The sequence below is a fragment of the Caulobacter zeae genome, assembly GCF_002858925.1.
In the GTDB taxonomy this organism is placed as follows: Bacteria; Pseudomonadota; Alphaproteobacteria; order Caulobacterales; family Caulobacteraceae; genus Caulobacter; species Caulobacter zeae.
Genome location: NZ_PJRS01000022.1, coordinates 240,051 through 259,404, shown reverse-complemented (window position 1 = coordinate 259,404; position 19,354 = coordinate 240,051). Strand labels below are relative to the sequence as shown.

16 protein-coding genes, 1 pseudogene and 2 riboswitches are annotated in these 19,354 nt (G+C 69.3%); of the genes and pseudogenes, 8 read left to right on the top strand and 9 right to left on the bottom strand.

Features of this window, described 5'->3' with window-relative positions; all coding sequences use genetic code 11:
- Positions 1–3: 3 nt before the first annotated feature.
- The 4 genes from SGCZBJ_RS12780 to SGCZBJ_RS12765 are packed head-to-tail and all read left to right on the top strand — an operon-like array spanning position 4 to position 5,798.
- Positions 4–3,960: a cellulose synthase subunit BcsC-related outer membrane protein gene (locus SGCZBJ_RS12780; protein ID WP_133149254.1), complete on the top strand. Its 3,957-nt coding sequence runs from the start codon at positions 4–6 to the stop codon at positions 3,958–3,960.
- On the top strand, positions 3,957–4,430 hold the full coding sequence (gene bcsD / locus SGCZBJ_RS12775; protein ID WP_101718375.1) for a cellulose biosynthesis protein BcsD: 474 nt from the start codon (positions 3,957–3,959) through the stop codon (positions 4,428–4,430). The genes SGCZBJ_RS12780 and bcsD overlap by 4 nt, the downstream gene beginning before the upstream one ends.
- 10 nt (positions 4,431–4,440) lie before the next feature.
- Positions 4,441–5,439 carry a family 8 glycosyl hydrolase gene (locus SGCZBJ_RS12770; RefSeq protein ID WP_165799315.1) on the top strand — a complete coding sequence of 333 codons (999 nt, stop codon included), beginning with the start codon at positions 4,441–4,443 and terminating at the stop codon, positions 5,437–5,439.
- Between the two features lie 32 nt (positions 5,440–5,471).
- Complete coding sequence (locus tag SGCZBJ_RS12765; RefSeq protein WP_101718373.1) at positions 5,472–5,798, top strand: hypothetical protein; 327 nt, start codon at positions 5,472–5,474, stop codon at positions 5,796–5,798.
- Here the strand turns inward: SGCZBJ_RS12765 and SGCZBJ_RS12760 are convergent.
- Together SGCZBJ_RS12760 and SGCZBJ_RS12755 are read right to left on the bottom strand one after the other, a co-directional pair.
- Positions 5,795–7,159: a sensor histidine kinase gene (locus tag SGCZBJ_RS12760; protein WP_101718372.1), complete on the bottom strand. Its 1,365-nt coding sequence runs from the start codon at positions 7,157–7,159 to the stop codon at positions 5,795–5,797. The genes SGCZBJ_RS12765 and SGCZBJ_RS12760 overlap by 4 nt on opposite strands.
- Positions 7,156–7,818 (bottom strand): response regulator transcription factor, encoded by a 663-nt coding sequence (locus tag SGCZBJ_RS12755; RefSeq protein ID WP_101718371.1) that lies wholly within the window; start codon positions 7,816–7,818, stop codon positions 7,156–7,158. The genes SGCZBJ_RS12760 and SGCZBJ_RS12755 overlap by 4 nt, the downstream gene beginning before the upstream one ends.
- A 57-nt stretch (positions 7,819–7,875) precedes the next feature.
- Here SGCZBJ_RS12755 and SGCZBJ_RS12750 point away from each other — a divergent pair, with 57 nt between their 5' ends.
- The 3 genes from SGCZBJ_RS12750 (at position 7,876) to SGCZBJ_RS12740 (ending at position 14,358) form a co-directional block, all read left to right on the top strand.
- Complete coding sequence (locus SGCZBJ_RS12750; protein WP_101718370.1) at positions 7,876–8,967, top strand: ABC transporter substrate-binding protein; 1,092 nt, start codon at positions 7,876–7,878, stop codon at positions 8,965–8,967.
- Between the two features lie 252 nt (positions 8,968–9,219).
- A riboswitch (glycine riboswitch) is annotated at positions 9,220–9,308 on the top strand.
- Positions 9,309–9,311: 3 nt separating this feature from the next.
- A riboswitch (glycine riboswitch) is annotated at positions 9,312–9,403 on the top strand.
- Between the two features lie 137 nt (positions 9,404–9,540).
- On the top strand, positions 9,541–12,249 hold the full coding sequence (locus SGCZBJ_RS12745) for a TonB-dependent receptor domain-containing protein (RefSeq protein WP_101718369.1): 2,709 nt from the start codon (positions 9,541–9,543) through the stop codon (positions 12,247–12,249).
- 159 nt (positions 12,250–12,408) lie between these two features.
- Complete coding sequence (locus SGCZBJ_RS12740; RefSeq protein WP_101718368.1) at positions 12,409–14,358, top strand: S9 family peptidase; 1,950 nt, start codon at positions 12,409–12,411, stop codon at positions 14,356–14,358.
- A 79-nt stretch (positions 14,359–14,437) separates the two neighbouring features.
- On the opposite strand, the pseudogene SGCZBJ_RS12735 reads toward SGCZBJ_RS12740, so the two are convergent.
- The 3 genes and pseudogenes from SGCZBJ_RS12735 to SGCZBJ_RS12725 all read right to left on the bottom strand — a co-directional run.
- Positions 14,438–14,806: pseudogene (locus SGCZBJ_RS12735) on the bottom strand (autotransporter outer membrane beta-barrel domain-containing protein); the annotation flags it as partial.
- Between the two features lie 186 nt (positions 14,807–14,992).
- Positions 14,993–15,751, bottom strand: coding sequence for a hypothetical protein (locus SGCZBJ_RS25880; RefSeq protein ID WP_205685380.1), 759 nt, complete (start codon positions 15,749–15,751; stop codon positions 14,993–14,995).
- Positions 15,752–15,982: 231 nt separating this feature from the next.
- The gene (locus SGCZBJ_RS12725) at positions 15,983–16,297 is read right to left on the bottom strand and encodes a hypothetical protein (RefSeq protein WP_101718365.1); all 315 of its coding nucleotides are present in this window, start codon (positions 16,295–16,297) and stop codon (positions 15,983–15,985) included.
- 363 nt (positions 16,298–16,660) lie between these two features.
- Here SGCZBJ_RS12725 and SGCZBJ_RS25405 point away from each other — a divergent pair, with 363 nt between their 5' ends.
- Positions 16,661–17,209, top strand: coding sequence for a hypothetical protein (locus SGCZBJ_RS25405; protein ID WP_133149253.1), 549 nt, complete (start codon positions 16,661–16,663; stop codon positions 17,207–17,209).
- 113 nt (positions 17,210–17,322) lie between these two features.
- On the opposite strand, the gene SGCZBJ_RS12720 is transcribed toward SGCZBJ_RS25405, so the two are convergent.
- The 4 genes from SGCZBJ_RS12720 to SGCZBJ_RS12705 are packed head-to-tail and all read right to left on the bottom strand — an operon-like array spanning position 17,323 to position 19,353.
- The gene (locus tag SGCZBJ_RS12720) at positions 17,323–18,486 is read right to left on the bottom strand and encodes a tyrosine-type recombinase/integrase (RefSeq protein WP_101718364.1); all 1,164 of its coding nucleotides are present in this window, start codon (positions 18,484–18,486) and stop codon (positions 17,323–17,325) included.
- A 9-nt stretch (positions 18,487–18,495) separates the two neighbouring features.
- Positions 18,496–18,837 carry a helix-turn-helix domain-containing protein gene (locus tag SGCZBJ_RS12715; protein WP_101718363.1) on the bottom strand — a complete coding sequence of 114 codons (342 nt, stop codon included), beginning with the start codon at positions 18,835–18,837 and terminating at the stop codon, positions 18,496–18,498.
- Positions 18,834–19,169 (bottom strand): hypothetical protein, encoded by a 336-nt coding sequence (locus SGCZBJ_RS12710; RefSeq protein WP_101718362.1) that lies wholly within the window; start codon positions 19,167–19,169, stop codon positions 18,834–18,836. The genes SGCZBJ_RS12715 and SGCZBJ_RS12710 overlap by 4 nt, the downstream gene beginning before the upstream one ends.
- Positions 19,159–19,353 (bottom strand): hypothetical protein, encoded by a 195-nt coding sequence (locus tag SGCZBJ_RS12705; protein WP_101718361.1) that lies wholly within the window; start codon positions 19,351–19,353, stop codon positions 19,159–19,161. The genes SGCZBJ_RS12710 and SGCZBJ_RS12705 overlap by 11 nt, the downstream gene beginning before the upstream one ends.
- Position 19,354 lies beyond the last annotated feature (1 nt).

Sequence of the window (19,354 nt, the reverse complement as noted above, 5' to 3'; positions counted from 1 at the left end):
CGCATGTCCGTAGAGGCCGCCCTGGCCGCCATCCTGATGGCGGGCGGGACGGCGAGCGTCGCCGAGGCCCAGACCGGAAGCGCGCCCGGTGGGGCGGCAGTGTCGGCCCTCGTGCGCCAGGGCGACTTCTGGAGCCAGAAGGGCCGCAAGGACCTGGCCGCCGACGCCTATAAGCGCGCCCTGGCCGCCGATCCCGGCAACGCCGCCGCCAAGCGCGGCCTGGCGGCGCTGGACGCGCCCCAGCGTCCGGGCGCCAGCGCCCCGGCGGCCGGCGGCGGCGACCTGGCCCGCGCTCGGTCCCTGGCCCAGAAGGGCGACAACGCCGCGGCCGCCGCGGCCTATCGCCAGGCCTTCGGCGGCGCCAATCCGCCCGACGCCCTGGCGCTGGAATACTACCAGACCCTGGCCGGCGCCCCCGGCGGCGTCGCCCAGGCCCAGACCGGCCTGCGCGGCCTGGCCGCCCGCAAGCCTGGCGACCAGAACGTCCAGCTGGCGCTGGGCCAGGCCCTGACCTATCGCGAGGGCAGCCGCCGCGAGGGCGTGGCCCTGCTGGCCCGCCTGGCGGGCGGCGGCGGCGCCGTGTCGGGCAAGGCCGCCAGCGCCTGGCGCCAGGCCCTGACCTGGATGGACGACAGCCCGCGCAACGCCGACCTGTTCGGCGACTACCTGGCCGCCCGTCCCAACGACGCGGAGATCTCGCGCAAGCTGGCCGCCGCCAAGGTGGCGCCCAAGGCCAGCGCCGCAGCCCCCGTCGACCCGTCGGCCGGCGACCGCGCCAAGGGCTTCCAGGCCCTGCAGGCTGGCGACGTCGCCGAGGCAGAGCGTCGCTTCCAGGCGGCCCTGTCGCGCCGTGCGAGCGACGCCGACGCCCTGGGCGGCCTGGGTCTCGTGCGCCTGCAGGCTCAGCAGTTCACCGAGGCCGCCGATCTCCTGACCCGGGCCGGTCGCGCCAGCCCCGCCAGCGCCGGCCGCTGGAAGGAGGCCCTGACCAGCGCCCGCTTCTATTCCGGCTTGCAGACCGCCCAGGCGGCCCTCGACCAGGGCCAGGCGGCCAAGGCCGAGCAGGCCCTGCGGCCGCTGACCGCTCAGACCTATCCCGACCGCCTGCTGGCCTCGAACCTGCTGGCCGAGTCGCTGCGCCGCCAGGGCAAGGCCGCCGACGCCGAAGGCGTCTATCGCCAGATCCTCGCCGCCGCCCCGACCCAGGCCGAGGCCCAGCAGGGCCTTGTCCAGGTGCTGCTCGACCAGGGCCGCACGGCCGAGGCCGAGACGGTCGCCGCCGCTTCGCCGGCCCTGGCGCCCGACGCCAGCGGCCAGAACCTGCTGCGCGGCCGCATCGACCACGAGCGCGCCAACCAGCTGTGGGCCAACGGCGACCTGTCAGGGGCCAGCGCGGCCTTCGAGAGCGCCCTGGCCTCGGCGCCGCGCGACCCGTGGGTGCGGCTCGACTTCGCCCGCTTCCTGGCCGGGCAGGGCGAGGCCCAGGCGGCCGAGGGGCTGATGTCCCAGGTCTCGGGGGGCGGCGACCCCGAACAGATCCACGCCGCCGCCGTCTTCGCCGACCAGCAGGGGCGCCCCACCGAGGCCCTGGCGCTGCTCAGCCGCGCGCCGGTCGGGCGGATGACGCCCGAGATGACGTCCCTGCGCGGCCGGCTGGAGATCGACGCGGCTATCGACCAGGCCCGCGACGGCGGGGGCGTGGTCCAGCTTCGCGGCCTGGCGGCCCGTCCCGGCCTGTCGGTCGACGCGCAAGGGCGCCTGGCCTCGGCCCTCTATGACCTGGGCGACCGCCAGACGGCGCTGTCCATCGCCCAGCGCACCCTGGTCGAGGGCGTCACCGAGACGCCGGCCAGCTATGACGGCATGGTCGCGGTGCTGGCCAAGGCCGGCCGCGACGCCGAGGCCGCCGCGATCATCCGCCAGGCCGCCACCCGGGCCGGGACCTCGCCGGAAGGAACGCGCGCCGTCGCCGACCTGACCGCCACCCTGGGCGCCGAGCGGGCCGACCGCCTGCGCGCCGCCGGCGACCTAGCCAGCGCCTTCGACGTGCTGTCGGCCGCCTTCGCGGTGGCCCCCAAGAACACCCGCCTGCTGGCCCCGCTGGGCCGGGTCTATCTGGACGGCCGGATGTACGGCGAGGCCGCCCAGGCCTATGGCGCGCTGCTGCGCGCCAAGCCGGGCGACAAGGAGGCCCTGATCGGTCTGGCCGACGCCTCGGCCGGCAAGGGCGACCTGGTCGGCGCCCGCCGCACCCTGGCCCAGGCCATCGCCGCCTCGCCGCGCGACGCCGACCTCTATCTGGCCTCGGCCCGGGTCGAGCGCCAGGCCGGCAACGAGCGCGGGGCGCTGGAGGCCCTGCGTACCGCCAAGCTCCTGCGCGAGCGCCGCCCGACCTTCGGTTCGGGGCTGGACGCGGTGCTGGCGCCCGGCGGTTCCAATGCGACGCCTGGCGGGGGCCTTGGCCCGAACCCGTTCACCAGCGGCGGCGTCCCGGCCCGCACCTCGCCGGTGCTGCCGGTGGCGGCCAGCCGCTACGACCTGATGGGCTCTGCCGCGGCCGCGCCGCTGCTGGGCGTCGACGTCGCCTCGGGCGGCGACCAGCTGGCGGGCGTGCTGACCCCGGCCGCCGCGCCCGCGCCCTCGTACGCGACCAATGGCGAGCGCAACTTCGCCGGCGTCGCCTTCCCGTTCACCGGCCGCAACGGCCGCGCGGGCGAGGCGGCCTCGCCGCGTCCGACCACGAGCGTGGCGCCCGCGCCGGGCAATCCGTTCGTCGCTCCGGCCGCGCGTGACCCGGTGGTCGGCGACATCGACCGCCAGATCGCCGAGATCACCGCCCGCACCGCAGCCCAGGTCTCCGGCTCGGCCCAGATCCGCACCCGCTCGGGCGAGGCGGGCCTGGGCCGGCTGCACGAGCTGTCGGCCACCGCTTCGGCATCCGCCAACCTGGGCGAGGCGCGGTTCACCGCCTCGATCTCGCCGGTCAGCATCGACGGCGGCACGCCCTCGGGCTCGGCCGAGCAGCGCTATGGCGCAAACCAGATCGTCAACGCCCGCGCCATCGTCGGGGAATTCGCGCCGGTCTATCGCGCCGCCTCGCCGCAGAGCGCCTCCGGCGCGTCGGTGAATCTCGCCATGGAAGCCGGGCCGCTGAAGGCCGACATCGGCACGACCCCGATCGGCTTCGGCGACGTCGACGTGGCCGGCGGCGCGACCTTCTCGCCGCGCCTGGGCGCCAACGGCCAGGGCAAGGCCTGGATCGAGCGGCGCCCGGTCACCGACAGCGTGGTGGCCTATGCCGGCGCCCGCGACCCGGTCACCGGCCAGCGCTGGGGCAAGGTGATGCGCACCGGCGGCGGGGTCAGCTTGTCCTACGACGACGGCTATTCGGGCCTCTATGGCGACGCCAGCTACAGCCACTACGACGGCGAGCACGTGGCCGACAACGACGGCTACCAGGTCAATCTGGGCGGCTACATCCGGCCCTATCGCCGCGGCGAAACCGAAGTGCAGGTCGGCTTCAACCTCAACCAGCAGGGTTTCGACAACAACCAGAACTTCTTCAGCCTGGGCCACGGCGGCTATTTCAGCCCCAAGACCTTCACCAGCCTGACCGCGCCGATCAGCGTCACCGCCCGGCAGGGCGCGTGGAAGTTCAAGGGCGCGATCGCCCCCGGCTACCAGACCTACAACCAGGCGGGCGCGGCCTATTTCCCGATGGACGCGGCCTTGCAGGGCGAGCTCACCACCCTGGCCCAGGCCGACACCGACGTCTTCCCGCGCTACCTGGCCCAGAGCGCCAGCGGCTTCGGGATCTCGGGCGGGCTGTCGGCCGACTACCAGTTCCGGCCCGGCGCCAGCATCGGCGGCGCGGTCAACTTCAACACCTTCGGCGTCTACAACGAGACCGCGGTCAGCGTGGGCGTGAAGCAGGTCCTCGGTGGAGAAGGCGGCCGATGAGCGCCAGCGAGTTCGATCCCCGGTCCAAGGATCTCGGCTACCTGCGTCGGCGGCGGGTCAGCGGCCAGTGGGCGCCGTTCCTGGCGGCGCTGGCCGACGAGCTGGCGGCCGTCGCCGACAAGGGCGCGGTCAAGCGCTTCCTGTGCGCCACCGGCGAGCGGATGGCCCGCCGCCACGCCCTGCCCAAGCTCGAGACGCTGGACGAGCTGGAAGTGCGGCTGAACGAGATCCTGGACGCCATGGACTGGGGTTGGGTGCAGCTCGCCGTGGCCGAAGACCACATCCTCATCACCCATGGGGCCTGTCCGAATGTTCTCGAAGACGACGACAAGCGCGCCTGGCCGCCGCTCATGGCCGAGCTTCTGGCGGGCGCCTACGGCGCCTGGCTGGCGGCGCAGGGAAGCCCGGGCGGGGTCACCACCTGCCGCGATCCCCTGGCTTCTCCGCTGGTGTTCGAGCACCGCGTCTAGGCTGCTGGCGGTGGTGCTGATCACCGCCGCCGGGAGCGCCTGCGCTCGGCCGCCGGACGGCTGGGCGCAGTTCAAGGCGACCTATGTGCAGCCCGACGGCCGCACCATCGATCCCGAGAACGGCGGGGTCAGCCACAGCGAGAGCCAGGGCTGGACCATGCTGCTGGCCGAGGGGCGCGGCGACCGCGAGGCCTTCGACAAGGCCTGGACCTGGACGCGGAGCAATCTCGTCCGCAAGAACGCGCCGCTGCTGGCCTGGCGCTACGACCCCCGGACGAAGCCCGCCGTCGCCGACGAGAACAACGCGTCGGACGGCGACATCCTGGCGGCCTGGGCGCTGCTGCGGGCCGGTCGGCGCTGGAAGAACGACGAATACCTGGCCGCCTCCAAGGCCATGCGCGAGGCGGTGTCCGAGCGGCTGGTGGTCGAGGTCGGCGGCCGCACCGTACTGCTGCCTGGCCTGGAAGGCTTTCGCAGCCCGGCGGGGGTAGTCGTCAACCCATCCTATTTCGTGCTGCCGGCGCTGAAGGACTTCGCCGCCGAGGACGGCCCTGCGGCGCCTTGGCGCACCCTGGTCGCCGATGGGGTGAAACTGGCCGGCGAGGGGCGGTTCGGCGCGCAGAAGCTGCCTCCCGACTGGCTTCTGGTGCGCAATGACGGCAGCTTGGCCTTAGCGCCCGAAAAACCTCCATTATTCGGCTTTGACGCCATTCGCGTGCCCCTTTACCTGGCCTGGGGAGGCGAAGATTCGCTGGCGCGCGAGACCGCCGCATATTGGCGCGGAAAGATTCAAGCCCAAAAAGCGCCACCGGCATGGGTCAATATGTCCGACGGGCGGGAAGCCGACTTTCCGCTATCTGGAGGCGGTGTCGCCATCGCCGCCCTGGCCTTGAACGACCCGTCGATCCAGGCGCTGCGGGGAGCGTCGCCGGATCGCACGTACTATTCTTCGGCCCTTGGCCTGCTCGCCGAAATGGCGGGTCGGGAGAAGGGACGAGAACGACCTTAACCCCGTACCGCTGGAAGCGGTGGAGCCGAACCATGGCTGGCGACGTCAACCGACTGTTCTCGATGATCAACCAGGCGAACCTGCCCTACCAGGTGTTCGAGCAGGTCTTCGACGATGCGGCGCCGGTGGTCGAGGCCCAGGCGGCCCTCAGCGAGGGCGAGGCGATGGCCCTGGCCCTGCGCAACGTCTTCGGCTGCACCCCGGCCGCCAACGAGGACGCGGTGACCGTCGAGTCAGGCTTCCTGAAGGCCTATTGCGAGCCGACGCCCGAGCCGATCAAGGCCGCCGCCCCCGTCGCCGAAAAGCCGGCCGGCGCGCGCCTGGACGACATCTTCCGCCGCATGGTCGAGCGGGCCTAGTCGGCCGCGGCGAACCGCAGTTCCACCACCAGCCCCGGCCGCGGCGCGCGCGTGCGCGCGGCCAGGCCGATGTCGAGCCGCTGGGCGATCGAGCGCACGATCGCCAGGCCAAGGCCCGCGCCGTTCGTCTCGGTCTTGCTCTTGCCCCGGAAGAACGGGCTGAAGATGCGGCCGATCTCCTCAAGGAGAACGCCGGGGCCGTGGTCCCAGAGCGTCAGCCGAAGTCCCGCGCTGTCGGCCGCGACCACCAGCGACACGCTTCCGTGGCCATAGGCGCAGGCGTTGAACACCAGGTTGCGCAGGAGCTCGCCGACCAGCACCGCATTGCCGGCCGCGATGGCGGTTTCGGGCAGGCGGCGGCGGAAGACCACGTCCGGATAGTCCCGCGCCACCTCGGCGGCGATGGTCTCGACGAGCAGCCGCAGGTCGCTGATCCCCTCGACGGCGGCGGCCTCAGAGCGGGCCAGGGCCAGCAGCTGGCTGAGCACCTGGCGCAGGTTGGCGGCGGCGGCCATCGAGTCCTTCAGCAGCGATTTCTGCGGCTCTGCGTCGATCGTGCGCTCGACCAGGGCGAGGTTGGCGATGATCACCGACAGCGGCGTGCGCAGCTGGTGCGAGGCGTCGGCCGAGAACCGCTCCAGCGCCTTGGTGAAGCGCTCAAGGCTCGGCATCAGGCGGTTGAAGGCCGCCACCACCGGCGACAGCTCGGCCGGGGCGTCCAGGTCGCGCACCGGCGCGAAATCGGGCCGCGAGGACTGGGCGCGGCGGGTCAGGTCGGCGGTCAGGCTGCGCAACGGGGCCAGGCCCCAGGTCACGGCCGGGATGACCAGGGCGGCGGCGACCAGCACAAGCAGCAGCGGCAGGATGATGAAGTTGAACTGCAACTCGCGCACGCTGGCGCGGCGAGAGTCCAGGCTCTGGGCGACGGCGACAACCACGGGGTCGGCCACGCCCGGCACCATCACCGTCGCCTGGGCGATGCGCACGGGATAGCCGCGCATGTCGGCGTAGGCGAAGTCGGTCTCGTTGGGCGGCGGGGCCGGCGGATGGGGCAGGTCGTCATAGCCGGTCACCAGCCTCGGACCCTGCCGCACGGCGTAGAACACCGCGTCGCGCTCGGGGCTGTCGAGCAGGCCCAGCGACCAGGGCGGCAGGGCGACCTTGGCGCGGCCGTCCTCGGCGCCGATCTGGGCGACGATCGAGGCCACCGAACCAGCCAGCAGCCGGTCGGAGGTCTTTTCCACCACCTGGTGGGCGGCCAGGGCGCCGGCCAGGGCCAGCGCCGCGCCCAGCAGGGCCAGCGGCGCCACCTGGGCGATCAGCAGGCGGGCGACGAGGCTGGGCGGGCGCCGCCGCCTCACGGATCCAGCCGGTAGCCGGCGCCGCGCAGGGTCTGCAACTGCGGGCCGTCGGGCTGAAGCTTGCGGCGCAGCCGGCCCACATGCACCTCAAGGGCGTTGGGCGAGGCCGGCTGCTCGTCGGGAAACACCTCGGCCGCCAGCTGGCCGCGGTCGACCACCCGTCCGGGACGCATGGCCAGGGCCTTGAGCACGGCCCACTCGCGGGGGCGCAGGTCCAGCCGCCGCTGGCCGACCCAGGCCGCGCCGGCCTCCCAGTCGCAGGTCAGCGAGCCCAGGGTGACGATGCGGGCGGCATAGCCGCTCTTGCGGCGGACCACGGCGCGCACCCGGGCGACCAGCTCGAACGGGTCGAAAGGTTTGAGCACATAGTCGTCGGCGCCCATGTCCAGGCCGGCGATGCGGTCCTGCACGGCGTCGCGGGCGGTCAGCACGACGATCGGGGTGGAAAAGCCCTCACGGCGCAGGCGCGACAGGATCTCGAAGCCGTCGATGTCGGGCAGGCCGATGTCGAGGATCATGGCGTCGAAGTCGCCGGGCAGGGCCAGGGCGAGCGCCGCCTCGCCGGTCTCGGCGCAGATCGCCTGGTGGCCCTCGCTCTCGAGGGTGGCGGTCAGCGAGCGGCGCAGAGGCGGATCATCCTCGACAACGAGTATCTTCATCGGGGATGTAGCGGGTCACGACGCGAAACGAGGGGAGCGCCGGCCATCCGACGCCGATTGACAGTCGAGGTCAAGAGACGCCGGGCGCTGGGTCTGATCGGCGCGGCGGGCCTGGCTGCGCTGGCGGCGGGCTGCGCGCCGCGCGTCGAGGGCCAGGCGACCAGCCGCTGGGACGTGATGGGCGCACATCGCGAGGGCAAGGTGGTCGTCTATGTGAACACCGGCGTCTACGGCCCGGTGGCCGAGGGGTTCCGCAAGCGGTTTCCCAAGATCAAGCTGACTATGGTCGAGGTCGCCGCCCGCCCCCTGCAGGCGCGGGTGATGGCCGAGACCGACAGCGGCGCGCCCGTCGCCGACGTGGCCTGGAGCTCGTCGATGGACATCCAGGTCAAGCTGATCAACGACGGCTACGCCCAGACCTATCGCAGCCCCGAGGCCCGCCACCTGCCGGCCTGGGCGGTGTGGCGAGACCAGGGCTTCGGGGTCACCGCCGAGCCGATCGTCTTCGCCTACAACAAGCGCCTGCTGAAAGAGGAGGACGTGCCGCGCAGCCATGCGGCGCTGCTGGGGGCCCTGCGCGACGACCCGGCCCGCTGGCGCGGCAGGATCGCCATGTACGACCCGGAAAAGAGCGGGGTCGGGTTCCTCTACATGTCCAGCGACACGGTGGTCTATCCGGACGCCTGGGCGCTGTACGACGCCCTGGCCGCTTCGGATCCCGGCCTCTATGTGCCCGGCGCGCCGATCCTGGCCAGCGTCACGGCCGGCCAGCACCTGCTGGCCTACGACATGAACCGCTCCTACGCCGACTGGTGGGCGCGAGGGCAGGGGCCGGACATCGGCTATGTCACGCCCAGCGACTACTACCTGTCGATCGCGCGGGTGGCTTTCATCACCCGGTCGGCGCCGCACCCGAAGGCCGCGCGCCTGTTCCTCGACTACCTGATGTCGGAGGAGGGTCAGCGGCGTCTGGCGCAGGCGCGGCTGACGCCCATCCGCGAGGGGCTGAGCGCGGCCCCGCCGCCGGGCGGCCGGCCGATCCGGGTCGGACCGGCCCTGCTGGCGAATTTCGACCAGGGAAGGCGCGAGGAGATGCTGGCCCGCTGGCGTCGCGCCCGGGGCGATCGCAATCAGGCGCCCGTGGATTGATCAATTTCTGATCTTTATTTGTGCAAATTGGCCTGCCGGGCCGAGCGCCAGCCCATTTTTATGCCGGACGTCCGCGCCGTGAAGCTGTCACCGACCTGTCACGGGGCCCCGATCGGCTGAAACCGACGGGCGACGCCGCGATCCCCTGGGTTGAACTTCAGGAAGAACGTGCCCGCGCATCGGTCGAGGCGCGGCGAAAACGTGCCGCTTCCGGCGGTTTTGCCGACATCGGAACGCCCGGCCTAACTGGTCCTCGCTCTTGCGGAAGAGATCAGGTTCTACCCGACGCCGAAGGCGCAACCGCCCCGGAAACGCTCAGGCAAAAGGACCGCGGAGCACAAGGACGCTGGAAAGCAGGCGCGCCTCCACGAGGAGCGTCTCGCCGAAGGAGCAAGGGCGCGGTGCGTTCCGAATCTCTCAGGCCAACAGGACAGCGGGGGCAGAGGAACGCCTTGCGATCTGGCGAGCGGCGCGTGGTGCGCCGCTGGCGGATCGCGGCTGCTGGACCGTCCAGATCATGGACGGCTCGGGGCGGGGGCGACTGTCGACTGCATGTTTGAGAGGGGATCTCACTTGGCATTTTCACGTCACTCCCGCCGCGCCCTGCTGATCGGCGCCAGCATCCTGCCCGCGGCGCTCGCCCTTCACGGCGCCGCCCTGGCCCAGACCTCGGGCGACAAGGCCGACGACAGCGTCGGCGAGATCGTCGTCACCGCCTCGCGCATCGACCGCGCCGGCTTCCAGGCCCCGACCCCGACCGTCCGCGTCACCGATGCCGACCTGGCCGTCGGCGCGCGCCCGAACATCGCCGCGGCCCTGAACGACCTGCCGCAGTTCCGCGCCACCACCTCGGCCCAGACCACCGGCACCAACACCGGCGCCGGCAATGCGCCGCTCGACCTGCGCGGCCTGGGCATTAGCCGCACCCTGGTGCTGATCGACGGCCGCCGCTTCTCGGGCGAGAACGACCTGAACGTGGTGCCCAGCGTGCTGGTCAAGGGCGTCGACGTCGTCACCGGCGGCGCCTCGGCCGCCTGGGGCTCGGGCGCCGTGGCGGGCGTGGCCAACATCATGATCGACCGCAACTTCACCGGCGGAAAGCTGGGCGTCGAAGGCGGCATCTCGTCCTTTGACGACGCCGAGCAGGTGCGTGTCGAAGGCGCCTGGGGCACGGGCTTCGCCGACGGCCGCGGCCACTTCGTGATCGGCGGCGAGTTCCTCAACAACGAAGGCGTGGTTCCCAAGAACAGCCGTCCCGACATCGGCCGCTGGGCCACGGTTCCGAACGGCGACGGCCGCTACAAGCTGGCGCCTGACGTCGGCTTCTCGAACGCGGCCTATGGCGGCCTGATCATGTCGGGCGTGCTGAAGGGCAAGGCCTTCAATCCCGACGGCAGCCTGCGCGACTTCGACTACGGCACGGTCAGCGGCACCAACTCGATCGGCGGCGAAGGCCCCTCGAACGACGACCTGTCGCCGCTGGTCACGCCCCAGCGCCGCTACGCCACCATGGCCAGCGTCACCTACGACCTGACCGACAGCGTCAAGCTGACCGCCGAGTTGCGCCACTCGCGGATGTGGAACGACTACGTCTGGTTCGGCGACCACAACCGCGGCAACCTGACGATCAAGGCCGACAACGCCTTCCTGCCGACCGCCGTGCGCACCGCCCTGGCCAACGCCGGCGAGACCCAGTTCACCATGGGCCGCTTCAACAGCGACCTGTCGTACTCGACCATCGACTTCGAACGCGTGGCGACGCAAGGCACGATCGCGCTGGACGGTTCGTTCGGCGACGGCTGGCGCTGGAGCGCCTACTACAGCCACGGGGAGAACGAGAACAACATCGACACCCCCGGGTTCCTGCTGACCCAGAACTACGCCAACGCCGTGGACTCGGTGATCAGCCCGACCACCGGCCAGGCCGTCTGCCGCGTCGCCCTGACCAACCCGACCAGCAACTGCGTGCCGATCAACCTGTTCGGCGAAGGCGCGCCGTCGGCCGAAGCCATTGCCTATGTCACCGGCACGCCCAGCATGCGCGAGACTTCCAAGCTCGACGTCGGCGGCTTCAGCCTGCGCGGCGAGCCCTTCGAACTGCCGGCCGGTCCCGTCTCGATCGCCGTCGGCGGCGAGGCCCGCAAGGAGTCGGTCGACCGCTCGGTCGGCGCGCTCGACACGGCCAAGGCCTTCACCTCGTTCAGCTTCTCGGCGATGTCGGGCAGCTTCACGGTCAAGGAAGCCTTCGCCGAAGTGCTGGTGCCCGTCGTCCGCGACGTGCCGGTGCTCAACAAGCTGGAAGTCAACGCCGCCGCCCGTATCAGCGACTACGACACCACCGGCTCGATCTGGTCGTGGAAGCTGGGCGCCACCAACGAGTTCTTCCCCGGCTTCCGGGGCCGGATCACCCAGTCGCGCGACATCCGCTCGGCCAACCTGACCGAGCTCTTCACCACCAGCACGACGGGGTACAACACCATCGTCGATCCGGTGACCAGCTCCAGCGTCTATGTGCTGACCAACGGCGGCGGCAACCAGGCCTTGCAGCCCGAGACGGCCAAGACCTTCACGGCCGGCTTCGTCTATTCGCCGCCGCAGCTGCCGGGCTTCAACGTCTCGGTCGACTACTACAACATCGACATCGACGACGTGATCACCACGATCGGCGCCCAGGACATCGTCACCCGCTGCGCCGCCGGCAACCAGGACATGTGCTCGCGGATCACCCGTGACAGCGCCACCAACGCCATCACCCGGATCGTCTCCACCTACGTCAACCTGTCGAACTACAAGACCGACGGCGTCGACGTGGAGATGTCCTATTCGATGGACGCCTCGCGCGTGCACTCGAGCCTGGACGGCCGCCTGCGCCTGCGCACGGTCGGCACCTGGGTCAACAACCTGACCACCAACGACGGGGTCAGCGAGATCGACTACGTCCGCTCGCAGGGCTACTCGTTCGGCCTGGGCGTGCCGGAGTTCCGGGTCGTCAGCAGCATGGACTATTCGGGTCCGGTGTTCGGGGCCAACCTGCGGGCCCGCTACATCTCGCCCGGCAACTACAACAACACCGTCGATCTCGTGAACGGCCACATCAAGGCCTACACCTATGTCGACCTGGGCGTGCGCGCCAAGCTGCCTGAGGTGGGCGGCTACAATGTCGAACTCTACGCCAACGCCACGAACCTGTTCGACAAGGAGCCGCCGATCGGCTCGCTCTACTCGCCCTACTACGACGTCATCGGTCGCTACGTGACCCTGGGCGCGCGGATGCGCTTCTAGGGACGCTAGGACCTGGCGCGCGCCGTCGCCCCCGCCGGCCGCGCCAGACCCAGCGAGGTCCGGAGCCTTCCCCCAAAGGCTCCGGGCCCGGCCGATACCCGCGCCGCCGGCCCTCCCTCCGGACCGGCGGCGCCTCACCCCCAGATTGGTGATTTTCCCATGATCTCGCGCCTCACCCTGACGCTCGCCCTGCTGGCGGCGAGCGGCGGCCTCGCCATGGCCCAAAACGCGCCCGTCGCCGCCGTTCCGGCCGCCATCGTCGCCGACGGCCTGCCTCCGATCCCGCAGGAGCTGGTCTCGGCGACCACGCCCTATCTCCAGGCCCGCCACGCCAACTTCCTGGGCTGGAACGCGGCCGACCGCTCGATGCTGATCAAGACCCGCTTCGGCGGCACCGACCAGGTGCACACTGTGGCGGGGCCCGACGCCGACCGCCGCCAGCTGAGCTTCGAGGCCGAGCCGATCCTGGCCGCCGCCCTGTCGCCGGCCGGCGACGCCCTGGTGTTGCAGAAGGACGTCGGCGGCGACGAGTTCTACCAGCTCTACCTGCTGGTCGACGGCCGCCCGCGCCTGGTGACCGACGGCAAGAGCCGCAACTGGTTCGGCGCCTGGGCGCCCGACGGCAAGCAGGTCGGCTACGCCTCCTCGCGCCGCAACGGCGCGGACATGGACCTCTATGTGGTCGACCCGCGCGATCCCAAGACCGACCGCCTGGTCGCCAAGGTCACCGGCGGCGGCTGGAACATCGCCGACTTCTCAGCCGACGGCAAAAAGGCCCTGGTGCTCAATCGCATGTCGATCAACGAGGCCATGGTCTACGAGCTGGACCTCGCCGGCGGCGCGATGACCCCGCTGACCGACCCCAAGGCCAAGGCCTCGTTCGTCGATCCCCACTACGCGCACGACGGCTCGGTGTGGCTGACCTCGGACAAGGACAGCGACTTCCTGCGCCTGGGGCGCCTCGACGCCAAGACCAAGGCCTTCGTTCCCGTCAGCAAGGAAGCGCGCTGGGACGTCTCCGACTTCGCCCTGTCCCCCGACGGAAGCTTCGCGGTCTACGCCATCAACGAGGCGGGCGTGTCGCGGGTGCGGGTCATGGACCTAGCCAGCGGCGCGGTGCGCACCGTCGAGGGCCTGCCGGGGGGCGTCATCCCCTACAGCATCGGCCCGGCCATCGAGATCTCGCCGTGGGGCGACATCGGCCTGTCGATGTCCTCGGCCAAGGTCGCCGGCGACGCCTTCTCGATCGACGCCAAGACGCTGAAGGTCACCCAGTGGACCCACAGCGAGACCGGCGGTCTGGACCCCGCCAGGAACGTCGAGCCGCGCCTCGTGGAGATCATGAGCTTCGACGGCGAGACGGTTTCGGGCTTCCTCTACCAGCCTGATCCGGCCAGGTTCCCGGGCAAGCGCCCGCTGATCGTCGACATTCACGGCGGTCCCGAAGGCCAGACCCGTCCCGACTTCCTCGGCGGGAACAACTACCTGGTCAACGAGCTGGGGGTGGCGCTGTTCTTCCCCAACGTCCGCGGCTCGTCGGGCTACGGCAAGCGCTTCGTCAATCTCGACAACGGGCCGTTCAAGCGCGAGGACTCGGTCAAGGACGTCGGCGCCTTCCTCGACGCCCTCTCCAAGGAGCCGGCCCTGGACGCCGACCGCTTCGCGGTCAACGGCGTCTCCTATGGCGGCTACATGTGCTACGCCTCGGCCACGCACTACAGCCCGCGCCTGAAGGGCGCCAACTGCTACGTCGCGATCTCCAACTTCGTCACGTTCCTGGAGAACACCCAGTCCTACCGCCGCGACCTGCGCCGCGTGGAATACGGCGACGAGCGCGATCCCAAGCAGCGCGCCCAGCTGATGAAGATCTCGCCGCTGACCAGCGTCGACAAGATCACCATCCCGCTGCTGGTGGCCACCGGCGGCACGGATCCGCGCGTGCCCGCCTCGGAAGCCGACCAGATGATCGCCGCCGTCCGCGCAAAGGGCGGAGAGGCTTGGCACCTGCTGGCCAAGAACGACGGCCACGTCTTCCGCAAGAAGGAAAACGCCGACTACTACTTCTGGAGCAGCATCATGTTCTGGCGAAAGACGCTGCTGGGCCAGTAGCGCCTGAGGATCAGGCCGGAAGAGAGCAGGGCGCGGAACCTAGGTTCCGCGCCCTGTTTTCGTTCGGGGCGAGCGTTGGTCAGAACGCCCAGCGCAGGCCCAGCGACGCCGCCTGGCGGCCGTTGTCGCCGAACGCGCCGTCGTAGCCGCCGAACACGGTCAAGCCGCGCGACAGGTCGTAGGCCGCGCCGAAGCCGAGCGTGGCCAGGGTTCCGTCCTGGTCGAGGCCGGTGACGGACAACGGCGTGGCTAGCCCGACCAGCGTTCCCGAGGCCCGGGCCTCGTCGCCGCCGACACGTGAGCGGAAGCCGACCGCGGCATAGGGGTGCAGTCGTTCGCCGGCGGCCTGGCCGCCGATCAGCTCCAGCCGGCCCTCGACGAACCAGTCGGTGCTGGTGTCGCCGGCCACCGCCAGGCCGAACGCGCCACCGCCTTGCTCGACGAGCGCGTCGCGGGTGACCGCGACACGCGTATCGGATCCAGTTAAGAGCGGCGCTTCCCAGCGCCGCGGGCGTTGAGTTTTGGTGGCTTTGGCTAGTTAGCCGGCGCAGCTAAGAGCGGAGCGATTTCCACGTCAACGCCCTAACAGCGGCTCGGCGCCCGGAGATAGCACGAGGTGGCAACTCTCTTGGAGCTAATGGGAGCCTCTTGTGACGCTTTCTGCGGCGTCAATAACTGCTAGGCTTTTACCCCGCTTTAGCGCCTCCAATCCGGTCAAGCCTCCGAGTTCGCCGTGCGGCTGCATCAAGAAGCGATAAACAGCCCAGGGGCCGCCTAGCCGTTCGTGAAGCGCCGAGATTTGGGCGTAAGGCACGCCATCAGCATCGAGCTGCCATAATGGGAAGCGAAAGCCACGCTTGGCACCGTCGAGGCCTAATAGCAGTCCACCCTGACGTTTCGTATTCACCGTTACGCGCGTTGTGCCGAGAAGCGTTGCAAACACGTCGGCGCTCACCATTTCCTCGCCGGCTAGGATTTCTGCGGCCCTAAGCCGACCACGCTCGCGTGCGGCGGCTAAGGGATCTGATCGGCTAAAATCCGATGCTCGAGACTCTGGATCCCCGTGTTCGGACGCGACAGTTCCCTCTGCAATGGGAGTTAAAGCGACCAGTCCATCAGGGGAAACTTCCACAAGGAAGTTGACAGGTTGTCCAAGCGCTCGGGATCGTTCGATTGCGATGCTATAGCCATGCAATAGCATTGCTACGCCGCCCGGGTCCTTGTTGGGTAAAGCTTGTACAGCTTCCGTGCTCTGGATGCCGAGCTTTGTTATCTTATTAAGCGCAGCAGGGGGCGCGCTTTCCTCGTATGTCGGTTGACCCTCGGCCGCTTCGTCAACTTTTCGGCTCTGCCATCCGGGGTTACCGGGCCCCTCTCTGTCCAAATTCGCCATGACCCGCCTCCGATAGGCCATGGTAGGACAATTTGAAAAGTTTGTTAAGTTGGTAAAGTTGCGCCCGCGGCGCCCTTTGCGCTGGCGGTCGACTCCGACCGTTCAGTGAATACTCAGCTCATCTATCGCTTTTGCCAGTGTGACTGCGGACGATCTCGAAATCCCGCGCTATGGCGTCCCGACCCTTAGCCGGCTTCGGGAATGTCCGATGACAATCGCACAGGTGCCCCGCTATTTCAGCGCTCTTAGCCGCACCGATGCGGCGATAGCGTCGGCGCGGGCTTGATCACCTGGAACGATGTTGCTCCAGACTTGTACTTGGGTCGGCCAGCCAAACTGGGTGCGAAGGGTCCGGCTTCTCGGGACCGTCTCATCTCCGAAGTTGCCGACATAGACCCCGGCGTAATCCCCTTTGCCACAGGTGACCTTGAACACCTGATAGTCCACCATGAAGCCCTTGGTGGTCATTCTGCAGTCGTCAGGCAGATCAATATCGAACGCGGCCCGCCCGTCCAGCGAGCCGTTTCGCGTCAATGCCCCTTGCATGACTGCGTCCTCAGGAACCGCGGAGTGCGCGGCCTTTTGTTCGCGGATGCACTCACCATTCCGCCATGCTCCACCTCCATCGAGGCAAGCATCCTGGGCCACAGCCGGTGAGAACCGAACGTAGATGGCCGACGCAGCGAGCCCGAGGAGGACAACGGCTAAGACAACTATCCAGCGCTTATTCATAAGGCGACGCTAGACCGGCACGGGTCCGCAATCCACCCCCAGCTGACGCCAGAATAGTCCGCTCGTTGGCGACGGGCGCCATGTCCGCGTTCAGCGCCGGCGCTAATTCCCGCTCCCGACCCGTTGCAGACTCCCCGCAAATTGGCACAACGTCGCGGTGCAGCTTGCAGGCGACGAATGACCCCGAACAACATCAAGGATTTCCGCGCGGGGCTAAGCGACGCCCTAAAAGCGCATGGCCTTTCTCGTAGGAAGTTGCGGCCCCAGGTTCAGCCAGGCTGGGAAGTTCCCAGCGAGGGAGCGATCAAGCCGCAATACTTCCCGCATGAAATTAGACATCCTTGGGGTTTTAACCTGACGGGAGTGATCGCGATCGAAGTGCTAGAATTTCGCTCTTGGCTCGATGCTAATTACCCGTCTGCCGATCAAGGAATATTCCGCTCAACATTCGTCGGGTGGCATTTGGGGAACGATCGAGATTTCGACTTTCTCGCTGCTTCCGGAGAGGATGTGCCGATCAGCGAATGGGTCGAGCGGGTGAAAGTCAGGCTGGAGAGAATTCCAACGTCTCTGGACGAACTTGTTCAGGCGTATCACCTCCAGTCAGAGACGATCAGAGGTTTGGCATCTGTCTCGAACCAGCCTGCTTGGGACTTTTTGCTCGACTGGTTGCCGAAGCGCCATACCTCGATGCCGATCCCGTGGCCGCCAGGGCTAGTTCGCTAACTTCCGCTCACCACCCTTAGCAGACCCGTCCACCGGCTCTTCTCGGCAATGGCCGAGCCGGTCGCTGATCGTGGCGACGGCTGTTCGATCCGCCGACTACATGCATTAGAGCGCTAACCCCTGTTTCCGCCCCGAGCCTGCTTACCCGACTGAGGATCAGTGGGGGCGCGGATGCCGTCGTCCTCCAACGCCGCGCGCAGGTCGCTCTCCAGAGCATGGGCGTAGCGCAGGGTCGACTTGATGTCGGCATGGCCTAGCAGCTGCTGGGTGAGCTTCAGGTTCCCCGTCTTGCCCAGCATGACGGTGCCGGCGTGGTGGCGGGCGCCGTGGATCAGACGCGGCATCTTGAGGCCGGCGCGCTTGGCGCCGTTCTTGAGCCGCTGGGACAGGCCATAATAGGTGATCGGGTCGCCGGGCTTCTTGGCCTTGTAACGCCCGCGTGCAGGCTGGGCCTCTTCCTCGTACCAGATGCTTTCCAGGCCGAGGGCCTGGGCGCGGCTGACCCGGGCGGCGATCTCGCGCGCGTCGTCTTCCCGCAGCGGCAGCAGCATGACGCCGCGCTTGCGCTTGTTGATGGCCAGCCTGGGGCCGAACTCCTCGTCAGCCGGCAGGTAGGCTTCAGGCGGGAAAAACAGTTCGTTGAGGCGCAGGCCGTAGCGGATGAGCATCTTCAACGGAAAGCGACAGGCGACGTCGCAGCCGGCCGCCCAGGCCGCGCGCTGCTTGGCCGTGTAGAGCCGGATTTCCGGCTCAGGCTCTTTCAAGGTCAGCACCTTCCAGTCGATGGCCGGGAGGGGCTTCACCTCCCACACGACCTCGGCGCGGCGCAGGATCCGGCGCAGGGTGACGATGATGTCGGCGTTCACGGTGGCGTTGGAGATCGGGTAGCGCTTGGCCGGGGCGCCTGGACGGTCCTTGCCCTTGGCGTAGGTTTCGCCGCGTCGCTTCTCGATCGCGCGGGCCACCGTCCGGGTGGTGATGTCGACGAGGCGGGTGTCCTTGCCGATGAGGCGCAGCAGGATCTCGATCCGGCGCTCGGCGTCCTCGGCGGTGTTGAGGTGCTGGCCGACCTCGGACCACCACTGGCCAGCGCCCTGGTCGAGGGTCATGCCGGCCTGAGTGTCGTGCAGCCCCAAGGCGACGTCGTTGCGGATCTTGCGCTCGACTTCCTGGGCCTTGCGCAGGGTCTCGACGCCGGTGGATCCGGTGTAGCGTTTCCCGCCCTTCACGAAGTCGTAGGCGTAGAAGCGGCTCTTCTTCGGCAGATAGACGCTCATGGACGAGGCCTAGCGGGCCTTGGCTCCCTTGCGGGCCGAGAATGGCACGACCTTGCCTTGTCGGACGGGCGCGGCCTTACTCTTCGGTTCTCTATCAGACGCGACGCGCGCATCAGGGCCCTCGGTCAGGTAGGTGCGGAGATCCCGCTCGGTGTAGGAGCGCACCCGGCCTTTGCGGACAGCCCTGATCACTCCGGCGTCAGTCATCGCGGACAGAGTGTCGGCGTCAAGCCCCAGCAGTTCGCTCGCGGCTTTGGCGGTGATGACGGCCGCTACGGCGAAGGCTGCTGCGAAGCGGGCCTCCGTGGTCGGACCAAGGTAGGTGAAGCCGCGGGGCTGATCTGCGGTCATCGCAGGGCTCGCTGAGGATCCTGGCCGGCCGACAGCTGCCGCGCGGCTTCCAGCAGCACGGCGCGGCGGGCAGGGAAGTCGGGGCCGCGCTCGGTCTCCAGATGCTGGGCGATGCCAACCAGCTGGTGGGGGATCTCGCCCTTTGTGGGCACGGCCAGCTGGTCGGCGGCGAGGCGCACGACCACCCAGGCCTCGTCCAGGCGGAAGGGCGGCCGGGGAAGATCGCGGTCGGGCTTCAAGCCGAGGAGATCTTCGCAATCTTCCAGCCAGGCCGAGACCTGGCGGACGGCGTCGGCGAGCGGCAAGGTCTTAAGGCTGGCATTATCGGTCATGGCGGCTCTCCACCAGGAGGGTGATGTAGGTGATTGGCCCGAGGGCGATCTGGAGCCAGTCGAAGGCGTCCAGGGCGCGGCATTGCTGGTCGGCGGCCTCTGTTGCGACATCGAGCATGTAGGCCGAGGCGGCCGCCCAGATGCCGACCACGGCGATCGCGAGGACGGTGAGGAGGAGGTCCATG

Bases quoted from the DNA above. Each gene is read 5' to 3' on its own strand.
- bcsD (WP_101718375.1), top strand. From the start codon at position 3,957: ATGAGCGCCAGCGAGTTCGATCCCCGGTCCAAGGATCTCGGCTACCTG.
- SGCZBJ_RS12710 (WP_101718362.1), bottom strand. From the start codon at position 19,169: ATGACCGATAATGCCAGCCTTAAGACCTTGCCGCTCGCCGACGCCGTC.
- SGCZBJ_RS12705 (WP_101718361.1), bottom strand. From the start codon at position 19,353: ATGGACCTCCTCCTCACCGTCCTCGCGATCGCCGTGGTCGGCATCTGG.
- SGCZBJ_RS12780 (WP_133149254.1), top strand. From the start codon at position 4: ATGTCCGTAGAGGCCGCCCTGGCCGCCATCCTGATGGCGGGCGGGACG.
- SGCZBJ_RS12765 (WP_101718373.1), top strand. From the start codon at position 5,472: ATGGCTGGCGACGTCAACCGACTGTTCTCGATGATCAACCAGGCGAAC.
- SGCZBJ_RS12740 (WP_101718368.1), top strand. From the start codon at position 12,409: ATGATCTCGCGCCTCACCCTGACGCTCGCCCTGCTGGCGGCGAGCGGC.
- SGCZBJ_RS12715 (WP_101718363.1), bottom strand. From the start codon at position 18,837: ATGACCGCAGATCAGCCCCGCGGCTTCACCTACCTTGGTCCGACCACG.
- SGCZBJ_RS25405 (WP_133149253.1), top strand. From the start codon at position 16,661: ATGACCCCGAACAACATCAAGGATTTCCGCGCGGGGCTAAGCGACGCC.
- SGCZBJ_RS12720 (WP_101718364.1), bottom strand. From the start codon at position 18,486: ATGAGCGTCTATCTGCCGAAGAAGAGCCGCTTCTACGCCTACGACTTC.
- SGCZBJ_RS12755 (WP_101718371.1), bottom strand. From the start codon at position 7,818: ATGAAGATACTCGTTGTCGAGGATGATCCGCCTCTGCGCCGCTCGCTG.
- SGCZBJ_RS25880 (WP_205685380.1), bottom strand. From the start codon at position 15,751: ATGGCGAATTTGGACAGAGAGGGGCCCGGTAACCCCGGATGGCAGAGC.
- SGCZBJ_RS12725 (WP_101718365.1), bottom strand. From the start codon at position 16,297: ATGCAAGGGGCATTGACGCGAAACGGCTCGCTGGACGGGCGGGCCGCG.